We start from the raw sequence: 22,258 nt of genomic DNA, 5'->3' as shown, positions 1-22,258 counted from the left end.
TCACGCTACTACAGTCGGAACAACGCCAACGTTGGCGTTGTTATGTGCTCGTGGAGGCAAGCCCGTCTCCGTTCCGGCCCAGGAGGGAGAGCACCTCATGCCCCCACAGGTGGAGGTCCGCCGCCGTCACGGTCTCTCCGGGGGTGCCACCTTTCTATTCGCTCTCGCCGCAGGCGCGGCCGTCGGTAATCTCTACTGGTCACAGCCTGTCCTCGGCGTCATCGCCGACGGCTTCGGCATCACGGTGGAAACGGCCGGCCTCCTCGTCACCGTGACGCAGATCGGCTACGCGGTCGGCGTGTTCTTTCTCGTACCGCTCGGCGACATCATCGATCGCAAGGTGATGATCCCGGCATTCATGCTGCTCTCAGCGGTCATGCTCGGCGTCAGCGCATTCGCTCCCAGCTTCCCGGTGCTGCTGGTCACCCTCGCACTGGTCGGCGCGAGCACCGTGTCCGGGCAACTGCTCGCACCGCTGGCGGGCGATCTCGCGACCGACGAGCAGCGCGGACGTGCGGTCAGCGCCGTGGTGTCCGGTGTGCTACTCGGCATCCTGGTCGCCCGAGCCGTCAGCGGCATCGTGACCGATCTCATCGGCTGGCGGGCGCTGTACGCAGTCGTCGCCGCCGGCATGCTCGTCCTGGCGATCGCGACGTATCGGCATCTGCCGCAGCTCGAACCACGCGCCCGCCTCTGCTACGGCACCCTCCTGGCCTCCGCGGTCCGCACCTACCTGACGAATGCGACCGCCCGCTGGCTCGGGCTTATCGGCGCTGCCGCGATGGCCACGTTCACGCTGTACTGGACCGGTCTGACCCTCCTGCTCTCGGGTGAGCCGTTCGACCTGTCGACTACGCAGATCGGCCTGCTCGGCCTTGTCGCGGTCGCGGGCGCCATCGCGGCCCAGCAGGTCGGGCGTCTCTACGACCGCGGCCTGGCAACACCGACGATCGGCATCGGCCTCGCCGTGGCGACCGTCGCCTTCGTGATCTCGGGCCTCGCCCCGTACTCGATCGTTGCCGTCATCGTCTCGACCGCGCTGTACTCCATCGGCGTGCAGCCCGTGCTGGCCCTGCTCCAGACCCGCGTGATGTCCATCGACCCGGCTGCACGCAGCCGCTTCAACACGATGTTCGTCGTCGGGAACTTCATCGGCGGCACCATCGGATCCGCGCTCGCCGCCGCTCTGTGGACCCTCGGCGGCTGGCCCGTCATCATGCTCGCCGCCAGCCTCCTCCTGCTGCCCGCGCTGCTCATCTGGACCACGCAGCGCGGGAGGTCCTTGGCCGCATGACAGCGAAGGAGAGTCGATCGCCACCTCGACGCCACACCTTCTCGCACCAGCCCTGCACATTCGACAGTCCGGCAACCGCTCAAGGAGACACCATGACCACCGACTCGACCCCTCCCAGCTCCACCGGCCAGCCGGACCGTTTGCTGGTCCGCAGTGCGGTGGACCGGTTTTTCGCCGCGCGGCTCGCCGGAGCCTCGCCTGAGGAGTTGGCCGAACACTTCCACGAGAACGTCGACTGGTACATCCAGGGTGACACCAAGACCGTGCCCTGGATCGGCCGCAAAACCGGCCGGGCCGGAATCGTCGAACACTTCACCCAGCTCGCGCAGAACGTCAGGGCCGAGGCATTCGAGATCGACACGACCATGGCGCACGGCAACCGCGCCGTCGTACTGGGCACCTTCCGCGCCCGGATGGTCGCCACCGAGCGCGTCGTCGACAGCGAGTACGTCTTCGACATCGCAGTCGACGACACCGGCCTGATCACCCGCTACCACATGCTCGAGGACAGCTGGGCCATCTCGGAAGCCAACCGGTCCTAGCCGATTCGTTCCGACCCGCTGACATCTGGGCCGGGGGGTGGAGGCGGACCTCGTCCCCACCCCCCCGGCCCGTGATTCCTCGGCCTGCCGATCGCCCTCTGCGGACGCGCCACGCGGGGTGTACGTGTTCACGCGGGCCTGTCTCGCTAAGGGTGTTTCCGGCGATCTTGGTTAGTAGGTTTCAGCGGCTGGGAAGCGGTCGCTGAAGGTGATGGCGAAGGCGTTCAGGGCGGGTTTCCAGCGCATCGTCCATCGGGTTCTGCCTGCTCCGGTGGGGTCCAACGATCGGGTCACCAGGTACAGACACTTCAACGCGGCCTGTTCGTTGGGGAAGTGGCCGCGGGCTTTCACGGCCCGGCGGTAGCGGGCGTTGAGCGACTCGATCGCGTTGGTCGAGCAGATCACCCGCCGGATTTCGACGTCGTAGTCGAGGAACGGGATGAACTCCGCCCACGCGTTGTCCCACAAGCGGATCACCGCCGGATACCGGCCGCCCCACTTCTCGGCCAGGTCCTCGAACGCCGCCCGGGCCGCGGTGGCGTTGACAGCGGTGTAGATCGGCTTGATGTCGTGCTTGAGCGCGTCCCAGTACTTGCGGGAGGTGAGCCGGAACGTGTTACGGATCAGATGGATGATGCACGTCTGCACGATCGTAGCCGGCCACACGTTCGTCACCACCTCCGGCAGGCCCTTCAGGCCGTCGCAGACGAGGAAGAACACGTCCTTCACGCCCCGGTTACGCAGGTCGGTCAGCACACTCATCCAGAACTTCGCACCCTCACCACCCGAGCCGGCCCACAACCCGAGGATGTCCTTCTCCCCGTCGAGCGTGACCCCGATCGCGGCGTAGAAGGGCCGGTTGGCGACCTGCCCGTCGCGGACCTTGACCACGATCGCGTCGATGAACACGGCGGCGTAGATCTCATCCAGGGGCCGGTGCGACCAGTCGGTCATCTCCTCGATCACCTTGTCGGTGATCCGCGAGATCGTCTCCTTCGACACCGAAGCCCCGTAGATCTCCGCGAAATGCGCCGAGATCTCCCCCGTGGTCAAACCCTTGGCATACAACGACAACACGACTTCGTCGACCCCGGACAGGCGCCGCTGCCTCTTCCGGACGATCTGCGGCTCGAACGTGCCGGCCCGGTCCCGCGGCACGTCGATCTGCACCGGCCCCGACGCGTCGGTCAACACCGTCTTCGCCCTGGTGCCGTTGCGGACGTTGCCCGACTCCACCCCAGCCGACTCATGTTTCTCATAGCCGAGGTGCTCGGTCATCTCCTCGTTCAACGCGGTCTCCAGGACCGTCTTGGTCAACTGCTTGAGCAACCCGTCCGGGCCGGTCAACGACAGCCCTTGCTCCTTCGCGGCCCGGACCAGCTCCGCAGCGGCCTTCGCCTCCGCCGACGGCTCCGCCCGCTTCTTACGTCCGCTCTGGTCGTTCAGTGTCGCGGTCATCACGGCACCCTCCTCACCAGGCACAACGCCCGATGGGTCAGGCCGGAAACACCGTTAGATCCACAGACCCGTTCACGCCGCCGGGTCACAAGCAGAAGCACGGGGTTGGACAGTGCGTACTGCTGGTATCCGTTGTATCGGCGCGAGGGCTCATCGAGCAGGCCGATCCGATGGTAGTGCCGGACCGCGTTAACCGTGGTGCGGCGGGCTCCCGGGTGCTCCAGGCCACGTCAGTTCCTCCCCCCTTGTACGTTTGCTGCCCCACGCTCGCGCAGGGGGCGGCGTTCGCGTCGGTGAACGCCCTCACGTAGTGAGGGCCGGTAGAACCTGGGTACCAACGGCGGGCCGGAGAATTCGACTGGGGTACCAGGGTGGGGGCTGCGCCCGGACCTAGCGTGGTGAGCATGATTCAGGTACGCGAAGTAACCAAGCGATACGGCCCGAAGACGGTCGTCGACCAACTGTCGTTCACCGCGAAGCCCGGACAGGTCACCGGCTTCCTCGGCCCCAACGGCGCCGGCAAGTCGACGACCATGCGGATGATCGTCGGTCTCGACGCGCCGACCTCGGGTGACGTGCTGGTCAACGGCAAGCCCTACGCGTCGTCGACAGCGCCATTGCGCGAGATCGGCGTGTTGCTCGAAGCCAAGGCCGTGCACCCGGGGCGCACTGCGGTCAGCCACCTGCTGGCCATGGCTCGCACGAACGGCATTCCGCGCTCCCGCGTCGACCAGGTGCTCGACCTGGTCGGTCTCTCGGCCGTCGCCCACAAGCGGGTCGGCGCCTTCTCCCTCGGCATGGGCCAGCGGCTCGGCATCGCCGCGGCGCTGCTCGGCGACCCGGCCGTGGTGATGCTCGACGAGCCGGTCAACGGCCTCGACCCCGAGGGTGTCCTCTGGGTGCGCAACCTGCTCACCGGCCTGGCCGCCGAGGGCCGCACCGTGATGCTCTCGTCGCACCTGATGAGCGAGGTCTCGCTGATCGCGGACCACCTGGTAATCATCGGGCAGGGCAGGCTGCTGGCCGACACCACCGTGGCCGATTTCGTGACCGCCGAAGGCGTCCGGGTCGTCACCGCGGACCCGGATGCGCTGCGCACCCTGATCGCAGGTCCAGGTGTCACGGTCACCTCGACCGGTGCCGAGGAGTTGCTGGTAGAGGGCACCTCCGCCCGCAAGATCGGCCTGGCCGCGGCCAGGCGCGGCATCCCGCTGTTCGAACTCACCCCGCAGAACACCTCGCTGGAAGAGGCGTTCATGGAACTGACCCGCAACGCTGTCGAATATGAGGCCTCCCGATGAAGATCACCCCTGGCGGCGTCATCGCCGCCGAATGGACCAAGTTCTCCTCACTGCGCTCCACCTGGATCACCACCGGCATCTCCGTCTTCCTCCTGATCGCCTTCGGCATGATCGCTTCGGCTTCCTTCTCGGGCGACGGCATGACGGCGATCGACCTGGCCCTGTCCGGCAGCGTCCTGGCCGCCTTGTCCGTCGGCGTGCTCGGCGCACTGCTGGGAGCGAGTGAGTACACCACCGGCATGATCCGGGCGACCCTGACCGCAGTGCCACGCCGGTTGCCGGTGCTGTGGTCGAAAAGCCTCGTGGCGGGGTCGGCGGCCTTCGTCACAATGACAGCTGGCGCCTTCGCCGCTTTCGCAGCGGGATCGGCCGTACTCAACGACAAGATCAGCGGCCTGCGTCTCGGCGACGACGGCGTGCTGCGGGCCCTGCTCGGCGCCGGCCTCTATCTCGGCCTGGTCGCGGTGCTCGGCGTCGCGCTCGGCATGCTCGTCCGCTCCAGCGCCGGAGCCATCGCGATCCTGGCCGGTCTGCTGCTGATCGTCCCCAGTCTGGCCCCGCTGCTGCCAGACTCGATCTCCGAGGCCATCACCCCATACCTGCCCAGCAACGCCGGCGGCGCCGTGATGGCACTGACCCACGGCGAGGGCACCCTGGCCCCATGGGCCGGCCTGGCCGTCTTCGCCGGGTACGTGGCCGTGACGCTCGCCGCCGCCGTCTATCGGCTCAAGAAGACCGACGCGTAAGGGAGACTCGGGCGATGAGCACGCAGGGATGGCTCGTGGACCGGCAGGCACGGCTGCGGGCGTTCGACCGGCGCCACCCGTGGGTCACGGACACTCTGGTAGCCGTTCCGATCGTGCTCTTCAGCATCCCGAACATCATCGAGAAGCCCCTGTCGGCGACCATCGCGACAGTGGTGCTCCTGCCACCGCTCTACTGGCGGCGGCGGTACCCGTTCCCGGCGTTCCTGGCCACCGTAGCCACCGACCTGCTCCTGAGCGGGCTGGGCATCGGCGTCGGCGCCGGGGTGATCCTGCTGGTGATGCTCTTCGGGGTGGCCTCCCGAGGGGCCTGGCGGTCGCTGGCCTGGGCCTCCGCGATCACCGTGGTCCAGCTACTCGCGGAGATCTACCTGTTCGGGTCGGTCACCGAGAACCGCACCCTCACGTCGTTGCTGGCCCTCGGGGCGACAGTGGCGGCGATCGCGTCCGGCGTCGCGGTGCGCACCCGCCGGGCGTACCTCATCGCCCTGGAGGACCGCGCCGCCCGCCTCGAGATCGAACGGGACCAGCAGGCTCGCCTGGCCGTCGCTGAGGAGCGGGCCCGGGTGGCCCGCGAGATGCACGACATCGTCGGCCATCACGTGTCGGTGATCGTCGGCCTCGCCGACGGCAGCGCCGCCCTCGCCAGATCGCGGCAGGAGCAGACCGCCGAGCCGCTCCGGCTGATCGGCGAAACCGGCCGCCAGGCGCTCGCGGAGCTGCGCCGGGTGCTGGGCGTGCTGCGCGGGGAGGCCAGCGATCCGCAGCTGAGGCCGCAGCCCGGCATCGACGATCTCGACCGGCTGCTGCCGAGCGTGCGGGCGGCCGGGCTGCCAGTCACCTACTCGACCTCGGGTGAGCTGCACACCCTCGGCCGGGGCGTGCAGCTCGCGGTCTACCGCATCGTCCAGGAAGCGCTCACCAACACCCTCAAACATGCCGGACGGGGCGCGACCGCTGACGTGAGTCTCAGTGTGTCCGAAGGCGAGGTACGGGTCCGCGTACGCGACAACGGCCGTGGCGCCCCCGCCGCCCCCAGCCACGGTCTGCTCGGCATGCGTGAACGCGGGGCCATGTACGGCGGGGTGGTGACCGCCGGTCCGGCTGGGAACGGCTGGGTCGTCGATGTCGTCCTCAAGGAGCCAGCATGACAACGGTGTTGATCGCCGACGACCAGCCGCTGCAGCGCATGGGTTTCAAGATGCTGCTCGACGGCACCCCCGGCATCACCGTTGTGGGTGAGGCCCCCACCGGCGCCGAGGCAGTGCGGAAAGTCGATCAGACCCGGCCCGATGTGGTCCTGATGGACGTACGCATGCCCGGCATGGACGGCATCGAGGCCACCCGCCGCATAACCGCTGCCGGATCGCGCACCCGCGTGCTGATCCTGACCACATTCGACCTGGACGAATACGTTTATGCCGGGCTGCGGGCCGGAGCGAGCGGCTTCCTGCTCAAGGACGCACGCCCGGAGGAGCTCATCGCGGCCATCCGGGCCGTGGCCGGTGGCGACTCGGTGGTCGCCCCCAGCCTGACTCGCAAGCTGATGGACGCCTACCTTCAGGAGCCGGTGCCGAGCACACCTACGGACCCTCGCCTGAACACACTGAGCGAGCGGGAGCGCGAGGTGCTCGAGGCGATCGGCCAGGGCGCCACCAACACGGAGATCGCCGAACGCTTCACGCTGACCGAGTCGACCGTGAAGAAGCACGTCGGACGGGTCCTGTTCAAGATCGGTGCCCGCGACCGGATCCAGGCGGTGATCTTCGCGTACGACAACGGCCTGGTCCACCCTCACTGACGGACGGAGGGACAGGAGTTTTCCCATCGACCCGGTCTCCCGGCACCACCGCCGCACATTGCCGATCTTCACCCTGTCGCCAGCAGGGCATCCAACGCGCTCATGACCTGACGGGTGGTCACACCGGGCGAGGCCCGGACCGCTGGCTGCAGCCGCTCGTGTTCGCGGGAGTAGCGGACCGCCTCGTGGCCGGTCCGGGTCTGCGTCTTGTCCCGTGTCAACGGCTCGTACGCCGCAACGCCGGCCCGTTGGCGGAAAGAAACTCCCGCAGCGTACGCGCCGGCCTTCCGGCGACGTGTGCGACGGTGTCGGTCACCTCGGCGAAGCCGCCGGCGCGTACGCGTTCGAACGTCAGCACGTTGAGGTCGCGCTCGAAGCCCTCGGTCCCGGCTACGGCCTCGTCGACGGTCAGGTCCCGGTGAATCACGGGGTGCCCCGCCGCAGCGGAGAGCAACTCCGCAGTGCGCGGCAACGACAATGCCTCCGGGCCGGAGAGCTGGTACGTCCGACCGGCGTGACCATCCTCGACGAGCGCCCGCTCGGCGACCGCGGCGATGTCGCGCGCATCGATCCAGGAGATCTCGGCGCCGCCACCAGGGAACGGCAACTCGCCCGCGTCGGCGATCTGACTCTGGTAGAAGCGCGGGTCGGTGAAGACCTGCATGAACCAGCCCGGCCGCAGGACCGTCCAGGGGCGGCCACTGTCGCGTACCACGCGCTCGACGCTCGGTGCCCAGCCGGCAGGGTAGTCGGAGCCCGGGTGGTCGCCGTCCCTGTCGGACAGCAGGACCACCTGGGTCCGCGGCGAAGTCCCAGCCAGCAGTTCCCCGATGAGTGCCGGCGCGTCCGCGCGATCTGGCCGGACCACGTACACGGCGTCGACGCCGTCGGTCGCCGCCGTCCACCCCGAAGGCTCATCCCAGGAGAAGGCGATGGGATGGACGCCGTCGATGCCGACGCTGGACGGATCACTGCTGCCGCCGAGCACCTCGACGCCCTGCCGTGCCACGAGCAACTCAGCCAGCGGTAGGCCCGTCTTGCCGCGGACCCCGGTCACCAGCACCCGAGTCACGTCGCCCCCGGTCGAGTCACCTGCCGCATCATGAACTTCCTTTGATTCAGTGGCTGAGGCCGCTCGTACCAGCGTACGACCGGATGGCCCGGGCAGGCGGACTCAGTGCCGCACAGGCGGTGGCGAACCACCCACCGACGGCGTCGCTGCCGCGGCACTCTGGCCCGCGACCAGTTGTGCCGGAAAGGGCACGCGAGTGCGGCAGCTTAACGTTCACGTGTTCCCAGTGGTTCTCCTTCGGTGATGTGCCCGTAGGGATATTCCGAACGACTACCATCCCTCTATCGCGTGACGAGCGATGTGGACGCGTTACGTCGGCCCACAGTTCGGCGGCCAGGTAGGAGCCGCCGGCCTGCCCACCCCGAGCCCGCCCGTGGCCGGCCGGCCTGTGGGCCGGCACACCATTGCCTTGACCGTGTTCCTGGAACACAGGTTGCACTGGGTGGAGATCCCACCGTCGTACGAACAGGGAGAGCCACATGAGCGTGGAGTTTCTGCACCCCGAAGGATTGCTCAAGCAGACCGACTACTCGCCGGTCGCCGTGGGAACCGGAACCCGGACGATCCTGCTGGCCGGACAGGCCGGCGTCACCCCCGACTTCAAACCCGCCGCACCGGATCTGGCCGGCCAGGTCGAGGCCGCACTGCGCAACATCATCATCGGTGTACGGGGCGCCGGCGGGGACGCCGGCGATCTGGCTCGGCTGACCTTTTACATCGTCGACTGGTCCGCGGACAAGTGGGACGACGTGCTGGCCGGCATCACCCGCGTCCAGCAGGACGAGGGACTGCCGAACCCGGCCCCGCCCATCACCATCATCGGCATCCAGGCCCTGTTCACGCCCGACTTCGTGGTCGAGATCGAGGCCACCGCCATCCTCAACTGAAACGTGACGTCGAGAATGATGAGCTGCGACGCATAGGCGAAGCCACCGAACCTCAGATCGGCTCGGGCCGCGCCGACGGCAGTTCAGCCTGTACGTCACGATCTGGGTCGTCCGAGCTCTCGGTGGTGCTCAGCCGGCGCGGCGCAGGGCAATGGATTGGATCAGGGTCGAGCGCAGACCGGGCAGCTCCCGGTCGACCTGGTCGTTCAGCTCGCTCACGGCAGCTTTGTGCCCCCACAGGTCGCGCCATCCGAACACCGTGCTCACGTTGCCGTCGATCGCCAGGGCGGCCAGCACGGCCTCGCCGACGGGCGGCGGCACGAGTCCGGGTTCGCGTTGCGCGGCCAGGCGTACCCGGTCGCGGAGCGCCCGCACCCAGCCGGGGTCGGTCAGCGTGATCTGCTTCGCCGGGATGATGCCCAGAACCCGGCGCTGCTCGACGGTGACGACCCCAGCCGCGACGAGCTGCGCCTGAACGAATTGCTCGGCCTCCTGCCACCGCTGTTCCAGCAAGTCGAACCAGCCGCGCGGCCGATCCGCCGGGACATCGGCGAGCACCTGGGCCAGGAAGGGGTCGAGGGCGGTCGTGGTGGTCGCATTCCCGCGCTCCACCTTGCCGGCGTTGTCGCGCAGCAGACCGGTCAGGCGCAGCTCAGCCACCGCGGAGCAGCGGAGCAGCGATCCTCGGACGGCCTCGCTGTCGTCGTCGAGCCGGCCCTTCTCCGGCTGATGGCTCAGGAGGTAGAGCTGGTGCGGCAGGGGCAAGGTCGGCATGCACCCAGTGGAAACGGTGTTCCCGCAACAAGGTCAACCGGCCGGGAAACATCATCCCCACATGGCGGACCCGTCGTGGCTCGTGCAGCGACTCACCGCGTTCGACGGCATCTGACAGTGCCTCACGCCTCCTCCTCGACGTCCGTCTCAGGCGCCGGAGGCAGGAGTTTCTGCGCGAGGACGCTGGCCCGCCCGAGCACGTCGACCTGAGCGGCGTTGTACAGCGCGACCACCGCCTCGACGACCGTCTGCCGGATGACCTGTTCGCCGGCCGACACATGCGAAGCGGGATCGCTCAACCAGGGATAGTCGATGATGTGTTTCGCGAGAATCGGTGCGAGCCTTCCCGCCAGGTCCCGGCGGGTTGCCTCGTCAGCGTCGGCCGGCAACCCGTCGAACTCCTGATCGACGGGGCCGTTGTCGGCCTCCACCATGGTCCGCAGGTCCTGCATCGCGGCGTCGTCGTACAGCTTTGAATAGATGTGCAACATCGAGGTGTCGGCCGAGGTCAGCCGGGCCGCGACGACTCCGAAGCCGGCCGGCGCGTCGGCCAGCGCGCCGTCACGCAGGATGGCGGCGATGTCGGAACGGGCCTGGCGCAACCGGTCCAGTTCGGCGGCCAACTCGGCGTCGACCCGACGCAGCACGTCGGACCCCGGGCCGCCGTCGGCGACGAGCTCGTCGATCTGGGCGAGAGGCACACCGAGGCCGACGAGCCGCCGCACGCGCAGCAGACAGACGAGATGGTGGACGCCGTACTGCTTGTAGCCGTTGGACCGGCGCTCCGGCTCCTCGAGCAGGCCGAGGCGGTGGTAGTGCCGGATCGTGTTCACCGTCGTGCCGGCTAGCTCGGCCAACTCGCGGGTGCTCCAGGCCATGTCGGCCCCTTCCTGATCGCGACCGGGCGGCAATCGGCGTGGCCGGTAGCTGAGGTCGTATCTTCACCCGCAGCCGACACCATGTCGTAACCACAGTCAAGGTGACCACGATCAGAGCGACGAGAGGGCTGCTTCCGATCAGTCACCTGCTCTCAGGGCACTGAGCACGGCCGTCACCTCGGGGCGTGACGCCGCCGGTCGCCGGACCCCGGCGGTGATGCGTCGGGTCAGCGGCGGGCTCAGCGGTCGGGTCACCACCCGGTATCGCGGGTCCACCGCCAGCTTCGGCAGCATGGTGATCGAGTGGCCGTTCTCCACGTGCTGCAGCGCCAGCATGTAGTTGTTGAACCGACAGATCACCACGGGCTCGAAACCGGCCTCCCGACACAGCCGGGTGGACAGCTCGGACATGTACGAGCCGGCGACGTCGAACGTCCAGCGCTGCTGCGCGCACGCCTCCAGTGCGACCGACTCGGCGCTGGTCAGCGGATGCTCCGGGGGCAGCACGAGCACGATCGGGTCGGTGGCGAGCGGCACCAGGTGGATCTCCGGGGAGAGCTCGGCGCCGGCGAAGTCGGCCGTCGTGATGATCAGGTCGACGTCGCCGCGGCGCAGGGCCGGCATGCTCTCGTGCGGCTCCAGCTCCAGCAACACCACGCTCACGTCCGGGTGTCGGGCCGCGAGACGGACAAGCGCCGGTTCGGCGAGGGCTTGCACCGCACTCTGGAACGCGGCCACGGTGACCGTGCCGGCCGGCTCGTCGGCGAGGCGGCGCAGCTCCGCCTCGGCCGCGTCCATCGCTGCGAGGATCTCCCGAGCCCGGCCGGCGAGCAACATTCCGGCCGCAGTGAGCCGCACCCGCCGCCCGGTGCGTTCCAGCAGCGCCGTCCGGGTCTCCCGTTCCAGCGTGGCCAGCTGCTGCGACACCGCCGACGGGCTCAGGTTGCCGCGCTGCGCAACGCCCCGGACGGTGCCGTAGGTCGCCAGGTCGGCGAGCAGGCGCAGCCGCCACGGATTCAGTGTCATGACCGCCGACTGTACGGCCTTGCTTAACAGCGACAGCGGAAATGTGCGATGGACGTGTCTGTCCGGGCTGCCTAGCGTCGGTCCATGGCTGATTCCTTCTGGTCCGACGCCGATCGTCACCTGGTCCGCTACATCGGCGCAGGCGGTTTCGTACGTGAGATCATCGACCGTGCCGAGGGCAGCTTCGTCTTCACCGCCGACGGCCGCCGCCTGCTCGACTTCACGTCGGGGCAGATGAGCGCGATCCTCGGCCACTCTCACCCGGCCGTCGTAGCCACGATCCAGCGGCAGGCGGCCACTCTCGACCACCTGTTCAGTGGCATGCTGAGCCGGCCCGTGGTCGAGCTGGCACGCCGCCTCGCCGGCTCGCTGCCCGCGCCGCTGGACAAGGTCCTGCTGCTCACCACCGGCGCGGAGTCCAACGAGGCGGCGATCCGGATGGCGAAGCTGGTCACCGGCCGGCACGAAATCATCTCGTTCGCCCGGTCCTGGCACGGGATGACGCAGGCGGCGGCGAGCGCCACCTACAGCTCGGGCCGCAAGGGGTACGGGCCCGCGGCGCCCGGCAACTTCGCCATCCCCACGCCGAACGCGTACCGGCCCGACTTCACCTCACCCAACGGCGAGCTGGACTGGCGGCGTCAGCTGGAGTTCGCGTTCGAGCTGTTCGACGCCCAGTCGGTGGGCAGCCTGGCGGCGTGCATCGTCGAGCCGATCCTCAGCTCCGGCGGAGTGATCGACCTGCCGCCGGGATACCTCCTGGCCCTGCGCGACAAGGTGCACGAGCGGGGCGGGCTGTTGATCCTCGACGAGGCGCAGACCGGTCTGTGCCGCACCGGAGAGTGGTACGCGTTCCAGCGTGACGGCGTCGTGCCGGACATCCTGACCCTGTCCAAGACGCTCGGCGCCGGCCTGCCGCTGGCCGCCGTGGTGACCAGCCCGGAGATCGAGCAGACCGCACACGAGCGCGGCTTCCTCTTCTTCACCACGCACGTCTCGGACCCGCTGGTGGCCGCGGTCGGCAACACGGTCCTGGACGTGCTGGAGGCCGACCGGCTCGACGAACAGGCGGCGCAACTGGGCTCGTACCTGCGGAAGGGCCTTCAGGAGATCAGCCAGCGGCACCCGGTAGTCGGCGACGTGCGCGGCCGCGGGCTGTTGGTCGGGCTCGAGCTGGTCAGCGACCGGGAGTCGAAACGACCGGCCGACGCTCTGGGCGCCGCAGTGACAGGGCGTTGCCTGGAGCTGGGCCTGCACATGAACGTGGTGCAGCTGCCGGGCATGGGCGGCGTCTTCCGCATCGCGCCAGCGCTCACCTCCAGCCACGCGGAGCTGGACCTGGGCCTGGAAATCCTCGACCATGCACTCGCCGACGTGACGCCGCAGTTCAGACCCTGATACCAGCCGGTGATCATGTTGCCGGTTGATCGAATGACCTACCTGCCCGATCACGACGCCGACGTCACGGCCCGGGAAGAGCTTGCCGATATCGGGAGCCGGACGGCGGCTACGGATCCCGGCGACCTGTCGGCTGTTCTGGGGTCGCCGCTGACCCTGCGGTGCGAGCATCGAGGTGGCGTCTCACCGTGATCGCTGTCCGTTGGATCTCAGGAAGCAACCCTATGCGTACACCGACCGACCCTGACTCCCCACCGCGGCTGATCGAGGTGGAGGAGTTCTTCTCGGACCCGGCCTTCGCCAACCCCTCGATCTCGCCGGACGGAACGCGGATCGCCTACCTCGCGCCGGCCCACGGCCGGCGGAACGTGTGGGTACGAGGGATCGATCAGGGGCATGAGGACGCGGTCTGCCTCACCCACGATGCGAGGCGTGGCATCACGACCTACTACTGGCCCGGTGACTCGCGCTGGCTGCTCTACCTGCAGGACACCGATGGCAACGAGGACTGGCATCTGTACCGGGTGGACCTCGAAACGCCCGATCAGGACGCGGTCGACCTGACTCCGCTTTCGCCGGGTTCGCGGGTGTTCGGAGCCGACCCGCTGCCCTCCCATCCCGGCAGCGTGCTGGTCGCGATGAACAAGCGCCCCTTCGCCATCGACCTGTTCCGGATCGATGTCGCTAGCGGCGAGACGATTCTGCACCATGAACAGGCCGACCCGACCGAGAGCGTTCTGCTGGACCAGACCGGCGCACCGGCGTTCGCGTCCCGGCTCGCCGAGGACGGAGCTGTCGAGCTCTACGCGATCGACCGTGCAGGGACCGAGCGTCGACTGCTACGCCGCCTCGGCGGGGCCGAGTATCCCGTCGGTGTGCAACCACAAGTGGTGACCGCCGACGGATCGGGCCTGCTGATCGGCGCCTACACCGACTCCGACGACCTGCGCCTGATCCGCTTGGACGCCAAGACCGGTGACGAGACTCTCGTGGCCGCCGTTCCCGGGCACAGCCTCGACATCCTCGGCACGATGGCGCCGGGCGTCCTGCCGCCCACGGTGTTCACCAGCCGCCGCACGGGTGAGGTCATCGCGGCCCGGTTCGTCGACGCCAAGCCGCGCATCGAGGTGGTGGACGACCATTTCGCCGAGGTCTACGACGAATTGTCGAAGCTCAGTGACGGAGTTCTCGGCACCCTGTCCTCGGACGACTCCGAACAACGGTGGGTCGCCACCTTCGTCCATGACCGCGACCCGGCGGTCACCTGGTTCTACGACCACGCCACGCACGAGAGCCGGGTCCTGTTCCGCCCCTATCCGCATCTGGATCCGTCCGACCTCGCCGCGATGAGCCCGGTCACGTTCGCCGCGCGGGACGGTCTGCCCCTGAACGGCTTCCTGACGCTGCCGACCGGGGTCGCGCCGGAAGGGCTGGCTCTGGTCCTCCTCGTGCACGGCGGACCCTGGCTGCACGACACCTGGGGCTACAACCCACAGGTCCAACTCCTGGCGAATCGTGGCTACGCCGTGCTGCAGGTCAATTTTCGCGGCTCCACAGGCTACGGAAAACGACACACCACTGCTGCGATCGGGGAATTCGCCCGAGCCATGCACACCGACCTGATCGATGCCGTCGACTGGGCCGTTGCGCGGGGCTATGCCGACCCGGGGCGGATCGGCATCATGGGCGGCTCCTACGGCGGTTACGCCGCACTGGTCGGAACGGCGCTGGCTCCCGGCTACTTCGCCGCGGCGGTCGACTACGTCGGGGTCTCCGACCTCGCCAACTTCCTGCGGACCCTGCCTCCCTTCACCCGGCCGTACAACGTCAACAGCTGGTACGCCTACGTGGGTGACCCCGATGATCCCGCGGCTGAGGCGGACATGCTCTCGCGGTCACCCATCACCATGATCGACCGAATCGTCACGCCCCTGCTGGTCGCCCAGGGTGCCAATGACGCCCGAGTGGTCCAGTCCGAGTCCGACAACGTCGTCGCACCACTTCGCGAGCGCGGCGTCCCGATCGAATACCTGCTTGCGGCCGACGAGGGCCACGGCTTCGACAACCCTGAGAACCAGATTCGGCTGCACCAGGCGATCGAGCGTCATTTCGTCCGTTATCTGGGCACCGGCCGAGCTTGCCACTGACAGCGGGCCGTTCGCCGACGAGGCGAGCAGCGTGGTTCCCGGCTTGACCCTGTTGTCGGCACACATGATCGGCTGTCGACTCGTGGTTGACCGACAGCCTATGGAGGAATCCGTGAAACCTGTCCGCACGGTCGTGGGGTCGGCCGTTGTTCTGATCGCCGTCTCCACGCTGATCGGTACGTTGGTGAGCGCCCACGCGGCCGAGAAGCCTGCGGTGGCGACCGCGACCGACCCGGTCACCCACGAGGAGAACGAGCGGGTGCCAGAGGGTGCGGCCTGGACCCAGCACTACTTCCCGTCCTCGGACCGGTCAGGCGTCGAGTTGCACGCCGACGTTCTGCTGCCCGAGAACCTGCCGTTGGGGAAGAAGGTGCCCGTCATCCTGTCCGTCGGCCCGTACTTCGGGCACGCGGGGGAAACCTCCCCGGAGGATCACGAGCACACCGGTCCGTCGGCCCGCTTCTCCGACCTCATCGAGGGCGGCCGACTGCTCGAGCGGGGCTACGCCCTCGTCATGGTTGATCTGCGGGGCTATGGTGGCTCGACCGGTTGTTTCGACTGGAACGGCCCGGGCGAGCAGGCCGACGTCCGCGCGGCGATCGACTGGGCAGCCGGCCGGCCGTGGTCGAGCGGCGCCGTCGGGATGTACGGCAAGTCGTACGACGCGATCACCGGCCTCATCGGCAACGCGCTCGATCAGCCGGCGCTCAAGGCCGTCGTCGCGCAGGAACCGGCCTGGAACCCCTACCATGCCGCCCACACCAACGACATTCCGCGACTGAATTCGTTGCTGCTGCAGGGTTCCTACCCGGCGATCGCCCAGATGCCGCCGATGCCGGACGACGACGCCAGGTACAAGGCCAACGCCGTGTACGAGGCGACGCATCCGCAGTGCGCCGACTCCTACACCGCCGGGCTGCTGGTCAACGAGCAGGACTCGGCGCATTGGAGGGCACGCGACCTGCCCCGACTGGCCCGAGGCAGCGACACACCGCTGTTCCTCACCCAAGGCTTCATCGAGGACAACACCAAACCCGAGGATTTGCAGCGGTATCTGGCCGGCCACCGCGGGCCGAAGCGGGCCTGGCTGGGGCAGTGGGACCACGTACGCGGCAACGACCGGGACGAGAGCGGGCGGTTGAAGATGGGCCGCGACGGCTGGTTCGACGAGGTGATGTCCTTCTACGACCAGTACCTCAAGGGCATCGCACCGGCCACGACGTATCCGGCGTTCGCGATCCAGGACAGCACCGGCGAGTGGCGCGCCCAGGACCGCTGGCCGGGCGCCGTCGAAACGGCCCGGATCGATCTGGGCGGCGGCACGTACGTCGATGACGGCGGCGCTGACGCGTACACCGCGCTGGTCGAAGCCGGCCACCCGGTGCCGCCGCCGCCCGTTCCGGTCCCGGGCGAGGGCGGCGACGGTGGTGCGGGCGCGTTGGAGCCGACCATTCCCAAGCAGCTGGCCGCAGTGCAGCTCAAGCGTATCCAGCAGGGTCGCCCGACCTCGGCGTACTACAAGTTCTCCGCCCCGGTGGCCCGAGCGACCCGTCTGGTCGGCACGCCCGAGATCACCGTCGCCGCTCGAGGCCGGGGCAACATCATGGTCAAGCTGTACGATGTCGCCCCCGGCGGCACGGCCGTGATCATCAACGAGAACGTGGCGGTGCTCGACCCTGCGCGCACCCGCTTCGAACTCAAGTCGACCGACTGGACGCTGGCCCCCGGCCACGTGCTGGGGGTCGAGATCGGGGCTGTGCAGACCGGTTCCTGGTACGACCTGCCGTCCGGCGAGATGATCAAGGTCGGGGACGCCCGGCTGACTCTGCCCTTGGGCAATCCGGCCCGCGACGAGACCATCCAGGGAGGTCCCGCCCCCTTCACGGCGACGTATCGGGAGCGTCACCAGGTGAACGTGACCGCCGTCGGGCGACCGTCGTTCACCGTGCCGAGCCTCCGCTGATCTCACTCTCCGTGCGCGGCGGTGTCTCTTCGGTCCATCGGGACGCCGCCGCGCCTGGTCTTCCGGCGTCGGCATCGTCGGCCGCAGCGCACGAGGGGTCCTGCCGCCGAGGGCATGCCGGGAGGGCATGGTGCTATCGGCTCGAAGCATTGGACGGCCCGAAATCGGCGCAGTGTCATGGGATCCGTAGCCGGGCAACGGAGGGACATCATGGCGGGAAAAGCAGTCGTCACGGGCGGCACGGGGGGCATCGGCTTCCACGTGGCCATGCAGTTGCAGCAATCGGGCTTCGCCGTCACCGTCGTCGGCCGAGACCAGACCCATGGGGAGGAAGCGGTTCAGGCTCTGGGCGCTGACGCTCGCTTCATCCAGGCCGACCTGTCCTCCTTGAAACAGGTCCGGGAACTGGGCGCTCGCCTAGCCGCGGAAGGTCCCTTGCAATTGCTGGTGAACAACGTCGGTGGCATGTGGTCGCGGCGCTGGGTGACCGTCGACGGGATCGAAGCCAGCTTCGCGGTCAACCACCTCACTCCGGTCGTGCTGACCCGGGAGCTGCTGGACGCGCTTCGAGCCGGCGCGCCCAGCCGGGTCGTCGACGTCACCTCTTCGTCCATCACCGTCGCGGCGGTCGCCGGCGAGCTGACTTTCGAGGAGGTGGAGCAGGATGGGGAATACTTCGGCATGGCGGTCGCCGGCCGGGCCAAGCTCGCCCACCTCGCCCACAACCAGGACCTGGCCGAGGCGTTGCGGGGCAGTGGTGTCACCGTGCTCGCGGCCGATCCTCTTGGCCCGGCCGCGGCGGCGACACCGAATGCCGCGGAGATGACACCGGAAATCCTGCCGCCGCCGGTTCGTCACCTGTGGGATCAGATCCAGGCGGGGCTTCGCCCGGCGTCCGACGTTGCGCGACCGATCGTTGTCGCGGCGACCGACCCGGCCCTTGCAGGCGCGGCCGGCGTGGTCATCGGCCCCGACGCGGCACCCTCGGACGAGCTGCTCACGTACCTGAGCTCGGAGGCCTCCGCCTCCGCCCGCGCGCTGACGCGGCGGGTGCTGGCCGAGGTCGAAGGCTCGTGAGGCAGCCGGGCGCCGCACTCTGAGCCAGTGGTAGTTCGACAGCTGCCGGGCGACGACGGGGGCGTACTTCTGGCCGCGGCCCTTGATTGATCATTCATCTCGTCCAGGGAAGAAGATCGGGATCAAGGGCTGCGGCCGCTCGCCTCATCGCCGCTGGGCACTGCCGGCCCCGGCGACCTGGCGATGCTCAATCGCTCACGGAGGCCGACAACGTCACCGGAGCGGACCTGCGCCAGTCGTCACTCACCTGTGCGGTGTGCCGGACAAAGCGGGCGACGTCGCGCGAGGTCGCGTCCCGCGACCAAACGATGCGCAATTCGCTCGGAGAGATGTCGGCCACCGGGACCACGCTGATGCCGGTCAGCACCATCTCCGGCAACAGATCGGCGGCGAGGAATCCGACGGCGCTGCCGAGCCGGATGACGCCACCGTACTGAGCCGCGTCCGACACGGTCGGGCCCGCCCGCCAATCGTGCCGCACCAGGTCGGTTGCCGTCCAGAAGGCGGTCTGTTCCGGGGTGTGGCCCGCCCACAGCGGGATCGTCTCGCCGGCGAGCTCGGCCCGTTCGATCATCCGCCGGGTCGCGAGGGGATGAGCGTCCGGCAGCAGCGCGACTCGCGGGTCGCTGCGGATCAGGTCGCTGTCGAGGCCGGAGAAATCGTCCGGTGAACGGACCAGGGTCGCAGCCGTTCTGCCGTCGCGAACCTCGTCCACGTGCTCACTGGCGTTCACGACCGCACCCCTGGCCTCGAGATGATCGCCGCGCGCCGAGTTGTAGGACGTGACGAGGTGCTCGAGGGTGCCGACGTCGCAGCCGCGTGCGGTGAGTCGAAGATGCGGCCTGTCCATGCCCGACGGGCCGTTGCGAGAAAGGGCTGCGCGGGCCGCCTCGTCCAAGGCTCGGGCGTCGTCGCGAAACGTCCGGCCGGCGGCGGTCAGGACCGCCCCTTGACGCCCACGCTCGAACAGGGCCGTGCCGACAACCTCCTCGAGGTCGCGGATCGCCCGGGACAGAGCCGGCTGGGTCATGCCCAGCCGTGCGGCGGCGCCGGTGAAGGTGCCCGCCTCCGCCACAGCCAGCATGTAGCGGAAATGCCTCAACTCGATGCTCCGGTCCATGACGCCAGCATGACACCGGCGTCCATGCCTGGTAGGCATGGGTCGATTGCGCGAGGGCATTGAACGACCCGGAGTCGTCGCCGTGTGACGGACTCGGAGTCGTCGCCGTGTGACGGACCCGGCGAAGCGCGGGGACCTTGCCGTCGCCACTCCAGCATGCGGCACCTGAGGGCCACGATCAGTGACACCACGTCACATGCGGCGATGACACCGTGCCACTGACGGGAAGGTGGCGCCCGCGGTGTCATGGGTGCATGTCCACCGCACCCGTCATCGACGTCGAACGGCTGAACCTCACATACGGCGACGTCCACGCCGTCAGGGACCACTTCTTCCCCGTGTTGGGCGGAGAACCCGCGTGACCTCGGCGCCGCCCCCACCTGCAGGATCTCGACCTGGCCTTGACCCTGTGCCTGGAACAGGGTGTTGCGTCGGCACATGGACGACGATCCGGCAGCTAGCTCGTACCGGCATGCCGCGTCCTCTCTCCAGGCGCAGGGAGAAGGCGGCGCGACTGACATGACCCGACATAGTCATCCGCTATCTTGAGGGCCGATTCATGTTTCGATTCCCACACCCCGCGACCGCGGTCGCCACGGCGGCACTCATGCTGCTCGCCGCCTGCACATCCGCTTCCCCTCCACCCGGTGCCAGCGCTACCGCCGACCTCAGCGCCTACCACGGTCAGAAACTCACCTGGGTCACATGCAAGGACACCGCGAGAACCGGTGCGGACGCCAAGCTGTTCGCGAACCCGGCGCTCGAGTGCGGATCGGTCGAGGTCCCGCTCGACTACCAGAAGCCGAAAGGCGACAGGGCACAGATCGCGCTGACCCGCCTGCCCGCCGCGGGCAAGGCCGAGGGCTCAGTACTGGTCAACCCGGGCGGGCCCGGAGGGTCCGGCACCAGCTTCATCGCGACCCTGCTGCCGCTGTGGCAGGCCAGCGCCGTCGCCAAGCGCTTCGACATCGTCGGCTTCGATCCGCGCGGGATCGGGTCGTCGACCCCGGCTTTCGACTGCTACACCGACGAAGAGTACGACGCGGGCGACGTGCCGCGCTTCGGCGCGGTGTACGACGTCAAGAGCGCCGAGGAGGCGGCCGAGGTCGCCAAGCGCTGCGCGGACGGGTCCGGAGGCGTCGCGAACCTGGTCAACGCCGGGTCCACCAACGTCGTGCGCGACATGGAGATCCTGCGAAACGTACTCGGTGACGACAAGCTCACCTATCTCGGCTACAGCTACGGCTCTGAACTCGGCGCCATGTACGCCAAGACCTATCCCGAGAAGGTACGCGCCATCGTGCTCGACGGGGCCGTCTCGCCCGACTTGACGGCCCGCGAATTCCGCCTCTCCCAATTCGCCGGCCTACAGGCACGGTTCAACGACCTCGCCGCACTCTGCGCAGAGTCGGCTGACTGCGTACTCGGCACCGACCCCGCGGCTGCGAACGACCGCCTGCACGAGATCGTCCAGCCGCTCGTCGACAAACCAGCGACCGTCGACGGCCGGAACGTGAGCGTCTGGGACGTCTACCTCGGTATCAGCATCGGACTGTACGCCGAGAGGAAGTGGCCCGATGTCATTTCTGCCCTGACCGCGCTCAAGGCAGGAAACGCGGAGAAGATGCTCGTCCTGCGCGACACCTTCTACGGCCGCACGCCGGACGGTGCCTACAGCCAGGACAATGACACGAACATCGCCGTTCGCTGCATGGACTGGCCTCGCCTGACGCCGCAGGAGCAGACCGCGTTGGCCCGCCAGGTCGCACCCATGTTCGACATCGACGTGTTCACGGCGCAGAACTACCACAGCGAATGCGAGGCGTGGCCCGCGCCGCCGACACGCGACGAGCCCTGGCTCGCCGAGGTTGCAGGCCAACCCAAGACGCTCGTCGTGTCGGTCACCGGCGATCCGGCGACCCCGCACAAGGGCGGCATCGCGATGGCGGAAGCGCTGGGCGCAAGCCTGCTCACAGTCGACGGCAAACAGCACGGTGCTTACCTGCTCGGCGGTAGCAGTTGCGTCGACGACGTGGTCAGCGATTATCTGCTCGACCTGAAGGTCCCTCCCACCGACGCCCGTTGCAGCCTGTGACACGCTCGCGTCCGGCGTGCGTGTCACCGTGTCACCGTGACATTTCGAGGTACGCGTCCCGACTGCCTCAGTGGGCGGCCCCGACTACCAGCCATCGATCTGCGCGCGCACCGGGGCGGCGATGCGGGCCAGCGCGGCAGCGAGGTGGCGTTGCTGTGCGGTGGTCAGCGGGTCGAACACCAACTGCCTGACCCGCTCGACGTGCGCCGGGGCGCTGTCCGCGACCTTCATCAGGCCGGCGTCTGTCAGCGTCGCGAGGGTGTAACGGCCGTTCTCCGGGTCGGGGCGCCGGGTGATCCACCCGTGCCGCTCGAAACGAACCATCACCTTGGACAGCCGCGGTAGCGTGCTGTTGCATTGCAGCGCCAGATCGCTGAGCCGCATCGTGCCCGTCTCGGTCATCGACAGCCGCGCCAGGACGCTGTACTCGAAGTTCGATATGCCCTCGTCCCGCTGTAGCTGACGATCCAGCAGCGTAGGAAGAGCGATAACCACGGTGAGCAGGTCCTGCCACAGCTTCTGCTGCTCGTCGTCGAGCCATTGAGCGGTGCCGGTCATGACGCGCAGCTTACTTGACCGGGCAACTCCCATTCCCAGCGTGAAACTTCGGCCTGATTGCTGCGGGCTGTCGGTCAGGTCCATCCGTCAACGGTGCTCACCG

General features: G+C 68.5%; 19 protein-coding genes. 12 read left to right on the top strand and 7 right to left on the bottom strand.

The window, feature by feature from the left end; translation table 11 throughout:
- The first annotated feature begins 97 nt into the window (after window positions 1-97).
- Both O7617_RS24490 and O7617_RS24485 read left to right on the top strand, forming a co-directional pair.
- Entirely contained in the window at window positions 98-1,294 is a 1,197-nt protein-coding gene (locus O7617_RS24490) for an MFS transporter (RefSeq protein WP_282258384.1), read from the top strand.
- 92 nt (window positions 1,295-1,386) lie between these two features.
- Entirely contained in the window at window positions 1,387-1,836 is a 450-nt protein-coding gene (locus tag O7617_RS24485) for a nuclear transport factor 2 family protein (RefSeq protein ID WP_282258382.1), read from the top strand.
- A gap of 171 nt (window positions 1,837-2,007) precedes the next feature.
- Here O7617_RS24485 and O7617_RS24480 read toward each other — a convergent pair whose 3' ends face one another.
- Window positions 2,008-3,294 (bottom strand): IS256 family transposase, encoded by a 1,287-nt coding sequence (locus tag O7617_RS24480; protein ID WP_282258381.1) that lies wholly within the window; start codon window positions 3,292-3,294, stop codon window positions 2,008-2,010.
- Between the two features lie 404 nt (window positions 3,295-3,698).
- Between O7617_RS24480 and O7617_RS24475 the strand changes: the two genes are divergently transcribed.
- From O7617_RS24475 to O7617_RS24460, 4 genes are read left to right on the top strand one after another with little or no spacing between them, the layout of a single operon-like run.
- Complete coding sequence (locus O7617_RS24475; protein WP_282258380.1) at window positions 3,699-4,595, top strand: ABC transporter ATP-binding protein; 897 nt, start codon at window positions 3,699-3,701, stop codon at window positions 4,593-4,595.
- On the top strand, window positions 4,592-5,341 hold the full coding sequence (locus O7617_RS24470; protein ID WP_282258379.1) for an ABC transporter permease: 750 nt from the start codon (window positions 4,592-4,594) through the stop codon (window positions 5,339-5,341). Before O7617_RS24475 ends, O7617_RS24470 begins: the two co-directional genes overlap by 4 nt.
- A 14-nt stretch (window positions 5,342-5,355) precedes the next feature.
- The gene (locus tag O7617_RS24465; protein ID WP_282258378.1) at window positions 5,356-6,510 is read left to right on the top strand and encodes a sensor histidine kinase; all 1,155 of its coding nucleotides are present in this window, start codon (window positions 5,356-5,358) and stop codon (window positions 6,508-6,510) included.
- The gene (locus tag O7617_RS24460; RefSeq protein WP_282258376.1) at window positions 6,507-7,160 is read left to right on the top strand and encodes a response regulator transcription factor; all 654 of its coding nucleotides are present in this window, start codon (window positions 6,507-6,509) and stop codon (window positions 7,158-7,160) included. The genes O7617_RS24465 and O7617_RS24460 overlap by 4 nt, the downstream gene beginning before the upstream one ends.
- 217 nt (window positions 7,161-7,377) lie before the next feature.
- Here O7617_RS24460 and O7617_RS24455 read toward each other — a convergent pair whose 3' ends face one another.
- Window positions 7,378-8,232 carry a hypothetical protein gene (locus O7617_RS24455; RefSeq protein WP_282258374.1) on the bottom strand — a complete coding sequence of 285 codons (855 nt, stop codon included), beginning with the start codon at window positions 8,230-8,232 and terminating at the stop codon, window positions 7,378-7,380.
- A 479-nt stretch (window positions 8,233-8,711) separates the two neighbouring features.
- Here O7617_RS24455 and O7617_RS24450 point away from each other — a divergent pair, with 479 nt between their 5' ends.
- Window positions 8,712-9,119 (top strand): RidA family protein, encoded by a 408-nt coding sequence (locus O7617_RS24450; RefSeq protein WP_282258372.1) that lies wholly within the window; start codon window positions 8,712-8,714, stop codon window positions 9,117-9,119.
- Between the two features lie 129 nt (window positions 9,120-9,248).
- Here O7617_RS24450 and O7617_RS24445 read toward each other — a convergent pair whose 3' ends face one another.
- From O7617_RS24445 to O7617_RS24435, 3 genes are all read right to left on the bottom strand, one after another.
- Window positions 9,249-9,893, bottom strand: coding sequence for a GPP34 family phosphoprotein (locus O7617_RS24445; protein WP_282258370.1), 645 nt, complete (start codon window positions 9,891-9,893; stop codon window positions 9,249-9,251).
- A gap of 122 nt (window positions 9,894-10,015) precedes the next feature.
- Entirely contained in the window at window positions 10,016-10,771 is a 756-nt protein-coding gene (locus O7617_RS24440; RefSeq protein ID WP_282258369.1) for a MerR family transcriptional regulator, read from the bottom strand.
- A gap of 138 nt (window positions 10,772-10,909) precedes the next feature.
- On the bottom strand, window positions 10,910-11,797 hold the full coding sequence (locus O7617_RS24435) for a LysR family transcriptional regulator (RefSeq protein WP_282258367.1): 888 nt from the start codon (window positions 11,795-11,797) through the stop codon (window positions 10,910-10,912).
- 84 nt (window positions 11,798-11,881) lie between these two features.
- On the opposite strand from O7617_RS24435, the gene O7617_RS24430 reads away from it, so the two are divergent.
- The 4 genes from O7617_RS24430 to O7617_RS24415 all read left to right on the top strand — a co-directional run bounded on the left by O7617_RS24430 (window position 11,882) and on the right by O7617_RS24415 (window position 18,382).
- Window positions 11,882-13,195 carry an aspartate aminotransferase family protein gene (locus tag O7617_RS24430; protein ID WP_282258365.1) on the top strand — a complete coding sequence of 438 codons (1,314 nt, stop codon included), beginning with the start codon at window positions 11,882-11,884 and terminating at the stop codon, window positions 13,193-13,195.
- Between the two features lie 224 nt (window positions 13,196-13,419).
- Complete coding sequence (locus tag O7617_RS24425; RefSeq protein WP_282258364.1) at window positions 13,420-15,342, top strand: S9 family peptidase; 1,923 nt, start codon at window positions 13,420-13,422, stop codon at window positions 15,340-15,342.
- Between the two features lie 112 nt (window positions 15,343-15,454).
- Window positions 15,455-17,305, top strand: a complete 1,851-nt coding sequence (locus O7617_RS24420) for a CocE/NonD family hydrolase (RefSeq protein WP_282258363.1) — start codon at window positions 15,455-15,457, stop codon at window positions 17,303-17,305.
- Between the two features lie 210 nt (window positions 17,306-17,515).
- Window positions 17,516-18,382 (top strand): SDR family NAD(P)-dependent oxidoreductase, encoded by an 867-nt coding sequence (locus O7617_RS24415; RefSeq protein WP_282258362.1) that lies wholly within the window; start codon window positions 17,516-17,518, stop codon window positions 18,380-18,382.
- A 187-nt stretch (window positions 18,383-18,569) separates the two neighbouring features.
- Here the strand turns inward: O7617_RS24415 and O7617_RS24410 are convergent, their stop codons facing one another.
- Complete coding sequence (locus tag O7617_RS24410) at window positions 18,570-19,502, bottom strand: LysR family transcriptional regulator (protein WP_282258361.1); 933 nt, start codon at window positions 19,500-19,502, stop codon at window positions 18,570-18,572.
- Between the two features lie 607 nt (window positions 19,503-20,109).
- Here O7617_RS24410 and O7617_RS24405 point away from each other — a divergent pair.
- The gene (locus tag O7617_RS24405; protein WP_282258360.1) at window positions 20,110-21,597 is read left to right on the top strand and encodes an alpha/beta hydrolase; all 1,488 of its coding nucleotides are present in this window, start codon (window positions 20,110-20,112) and stop codon (window positions 21,595-21,597) included.
- Window positions 21,598-21,681: 84 nt separating this feature from the next.
- Here the strand turns inward: O7617_RS24405 and O7617_RS24400 are convergent, their stop codons facing one another.
- Window positions 21,682-22,239, bottom strand: coding sequence for a MarR family transcriptional regulator (locus tag O7617_RS24400; RefSeq protein WP_282258359.1), 558 nt, complete (start codon window positions 22,237-22,239; stop codon window positions 21,682-21,684).
- Between the last annotated feature and the right edge of the window lie 19 nt (window positions 22,240-22,258).

It is taken from the genome of Micromonospora sp. WMMD1155, from assembly GCF_029581275.1.
In the GTDB taxonomy this organism is placed as follows: Bacteria; Actinomycetota; Actinomycetes; order Mycobacteriales; family Micromonosporaceae; genus Micromonospora.
This window is presented reverse-complemented; position numbering and strand designations above follow the sequence as displayed.

Coding starts and splice junctions, on each gene's coding strand:
- O7617_RS24490 (WP_282258384.1), top strand. CDS start 98: ATGCCCCCACAGGTGGAGGTCCGCCGCCGTCACGGTCTCTCCGGGGGT.
- O7617_RS24485 (WP_282258382.1), top strand. CDS start 1,387: ATGACCACCGACTCGACCCCTCCCAGCTCCACCGGCCAGCCGGACCGT.
- O7617_RS24480 (WP_282258381.1), bottom strand. CDS start 3,294: ATGACCGCGACACTGAACGACCAGAGCGGACGTAAGAAGCGGGCGGAG.
- O7617_RS24475 (WP_282258380.1), top strand. CDS start 3,699: ATGATTCAGGTACGCGAAGTAACCAAGCGATACGGCCCGAAGACGGTC.
- O7617_RS24470 (WP_282258379.1), top strand. CDS start 4,592: ATGAAGATCACCCCTGGCGGCGTCATCGCCGCCGAATGGACCAAGTTC.
- O7617_RS24465 (WP_282258378.1), top strand. CDS start 5,356: ATGAGCACGCAGGGATGGCTCGTGGACCGGCAGGCACGGCTGCGGGCG.
- O7617_RS24460 (WP_282258376.1), top strand. CDS start 6,507: ATGACAACGGTGTTGATCGCCGACGACCAGCCGCTGCAGCGCATGGGT.
- O7617_RS24450 (WP_282258372.1), top strand. CDS start 8,712: ATGAGCGTGGAGTTTCTGCACCCCGAAGGATTGCTCAAGCAGACCGAC.
- O7617_RS24445 (WP_282258370.1), bottom strand. CDS start 9,893: ATGCCGACCTTGCCCCTGCCGCACCAGCTCTACCTCCTGAGCCATCAG.
- O7617_RS24440 (WP_282258369.1), bottom strand. CDS start 10,771: ATGGCCTGGAGCACCCGCGAGTTGGCCGAGCTAGCCGGCACGACGGTG.
- O7617_RS24435 (WP_282258367.1), bottom strand. CDS start 11,797: ATGACACTGAATCCGTGGCGGCTGCGCCTGCTCGCCGACCTGGCGACC.
- O7617_RS24430 (WP_282258365.1), top strand. CDS start 11,882: ATGGCTGATTCCTTCTGGTCCGACGCCGATCGTCACCTGGTCCGCTAC.
- O7617_RS24425 (WP_282258364.1), top strand. CDS start 13,420: ATGCGTACACCGACCGACCCTGACTCCCCACCGCGGCTGATCGAGGTG.
- O7617_RS24415 (WP_282258362.1), top strand. CDS start 17,516: ATGGCGGGAAAAGCAGTCGTCACGGGCGGCACGGGGGGCATCGGCTTC.
- O7617_RS24410 (WP_282258361.1), bottom strand. CDS start 19,502: ATGGACCGGAGCATCGAGTTGAGGCATTTCCGCTACATGCTGGCTGTG.
- O7617_RS24405 (WP_282258360.1), top strand. CDS start 20,110: ATGCTGCTCGCCGCCTGCACATCCGCTTCCCCTCCACCCGGTGCCAGC.
- O7617_RS24400 (WP_282258359.1), bottom strand. CDS start 22,239: ATGGACCTGACCGACAGCCCGCAGCAATCAGGCCGAAGTTTCACGCTG.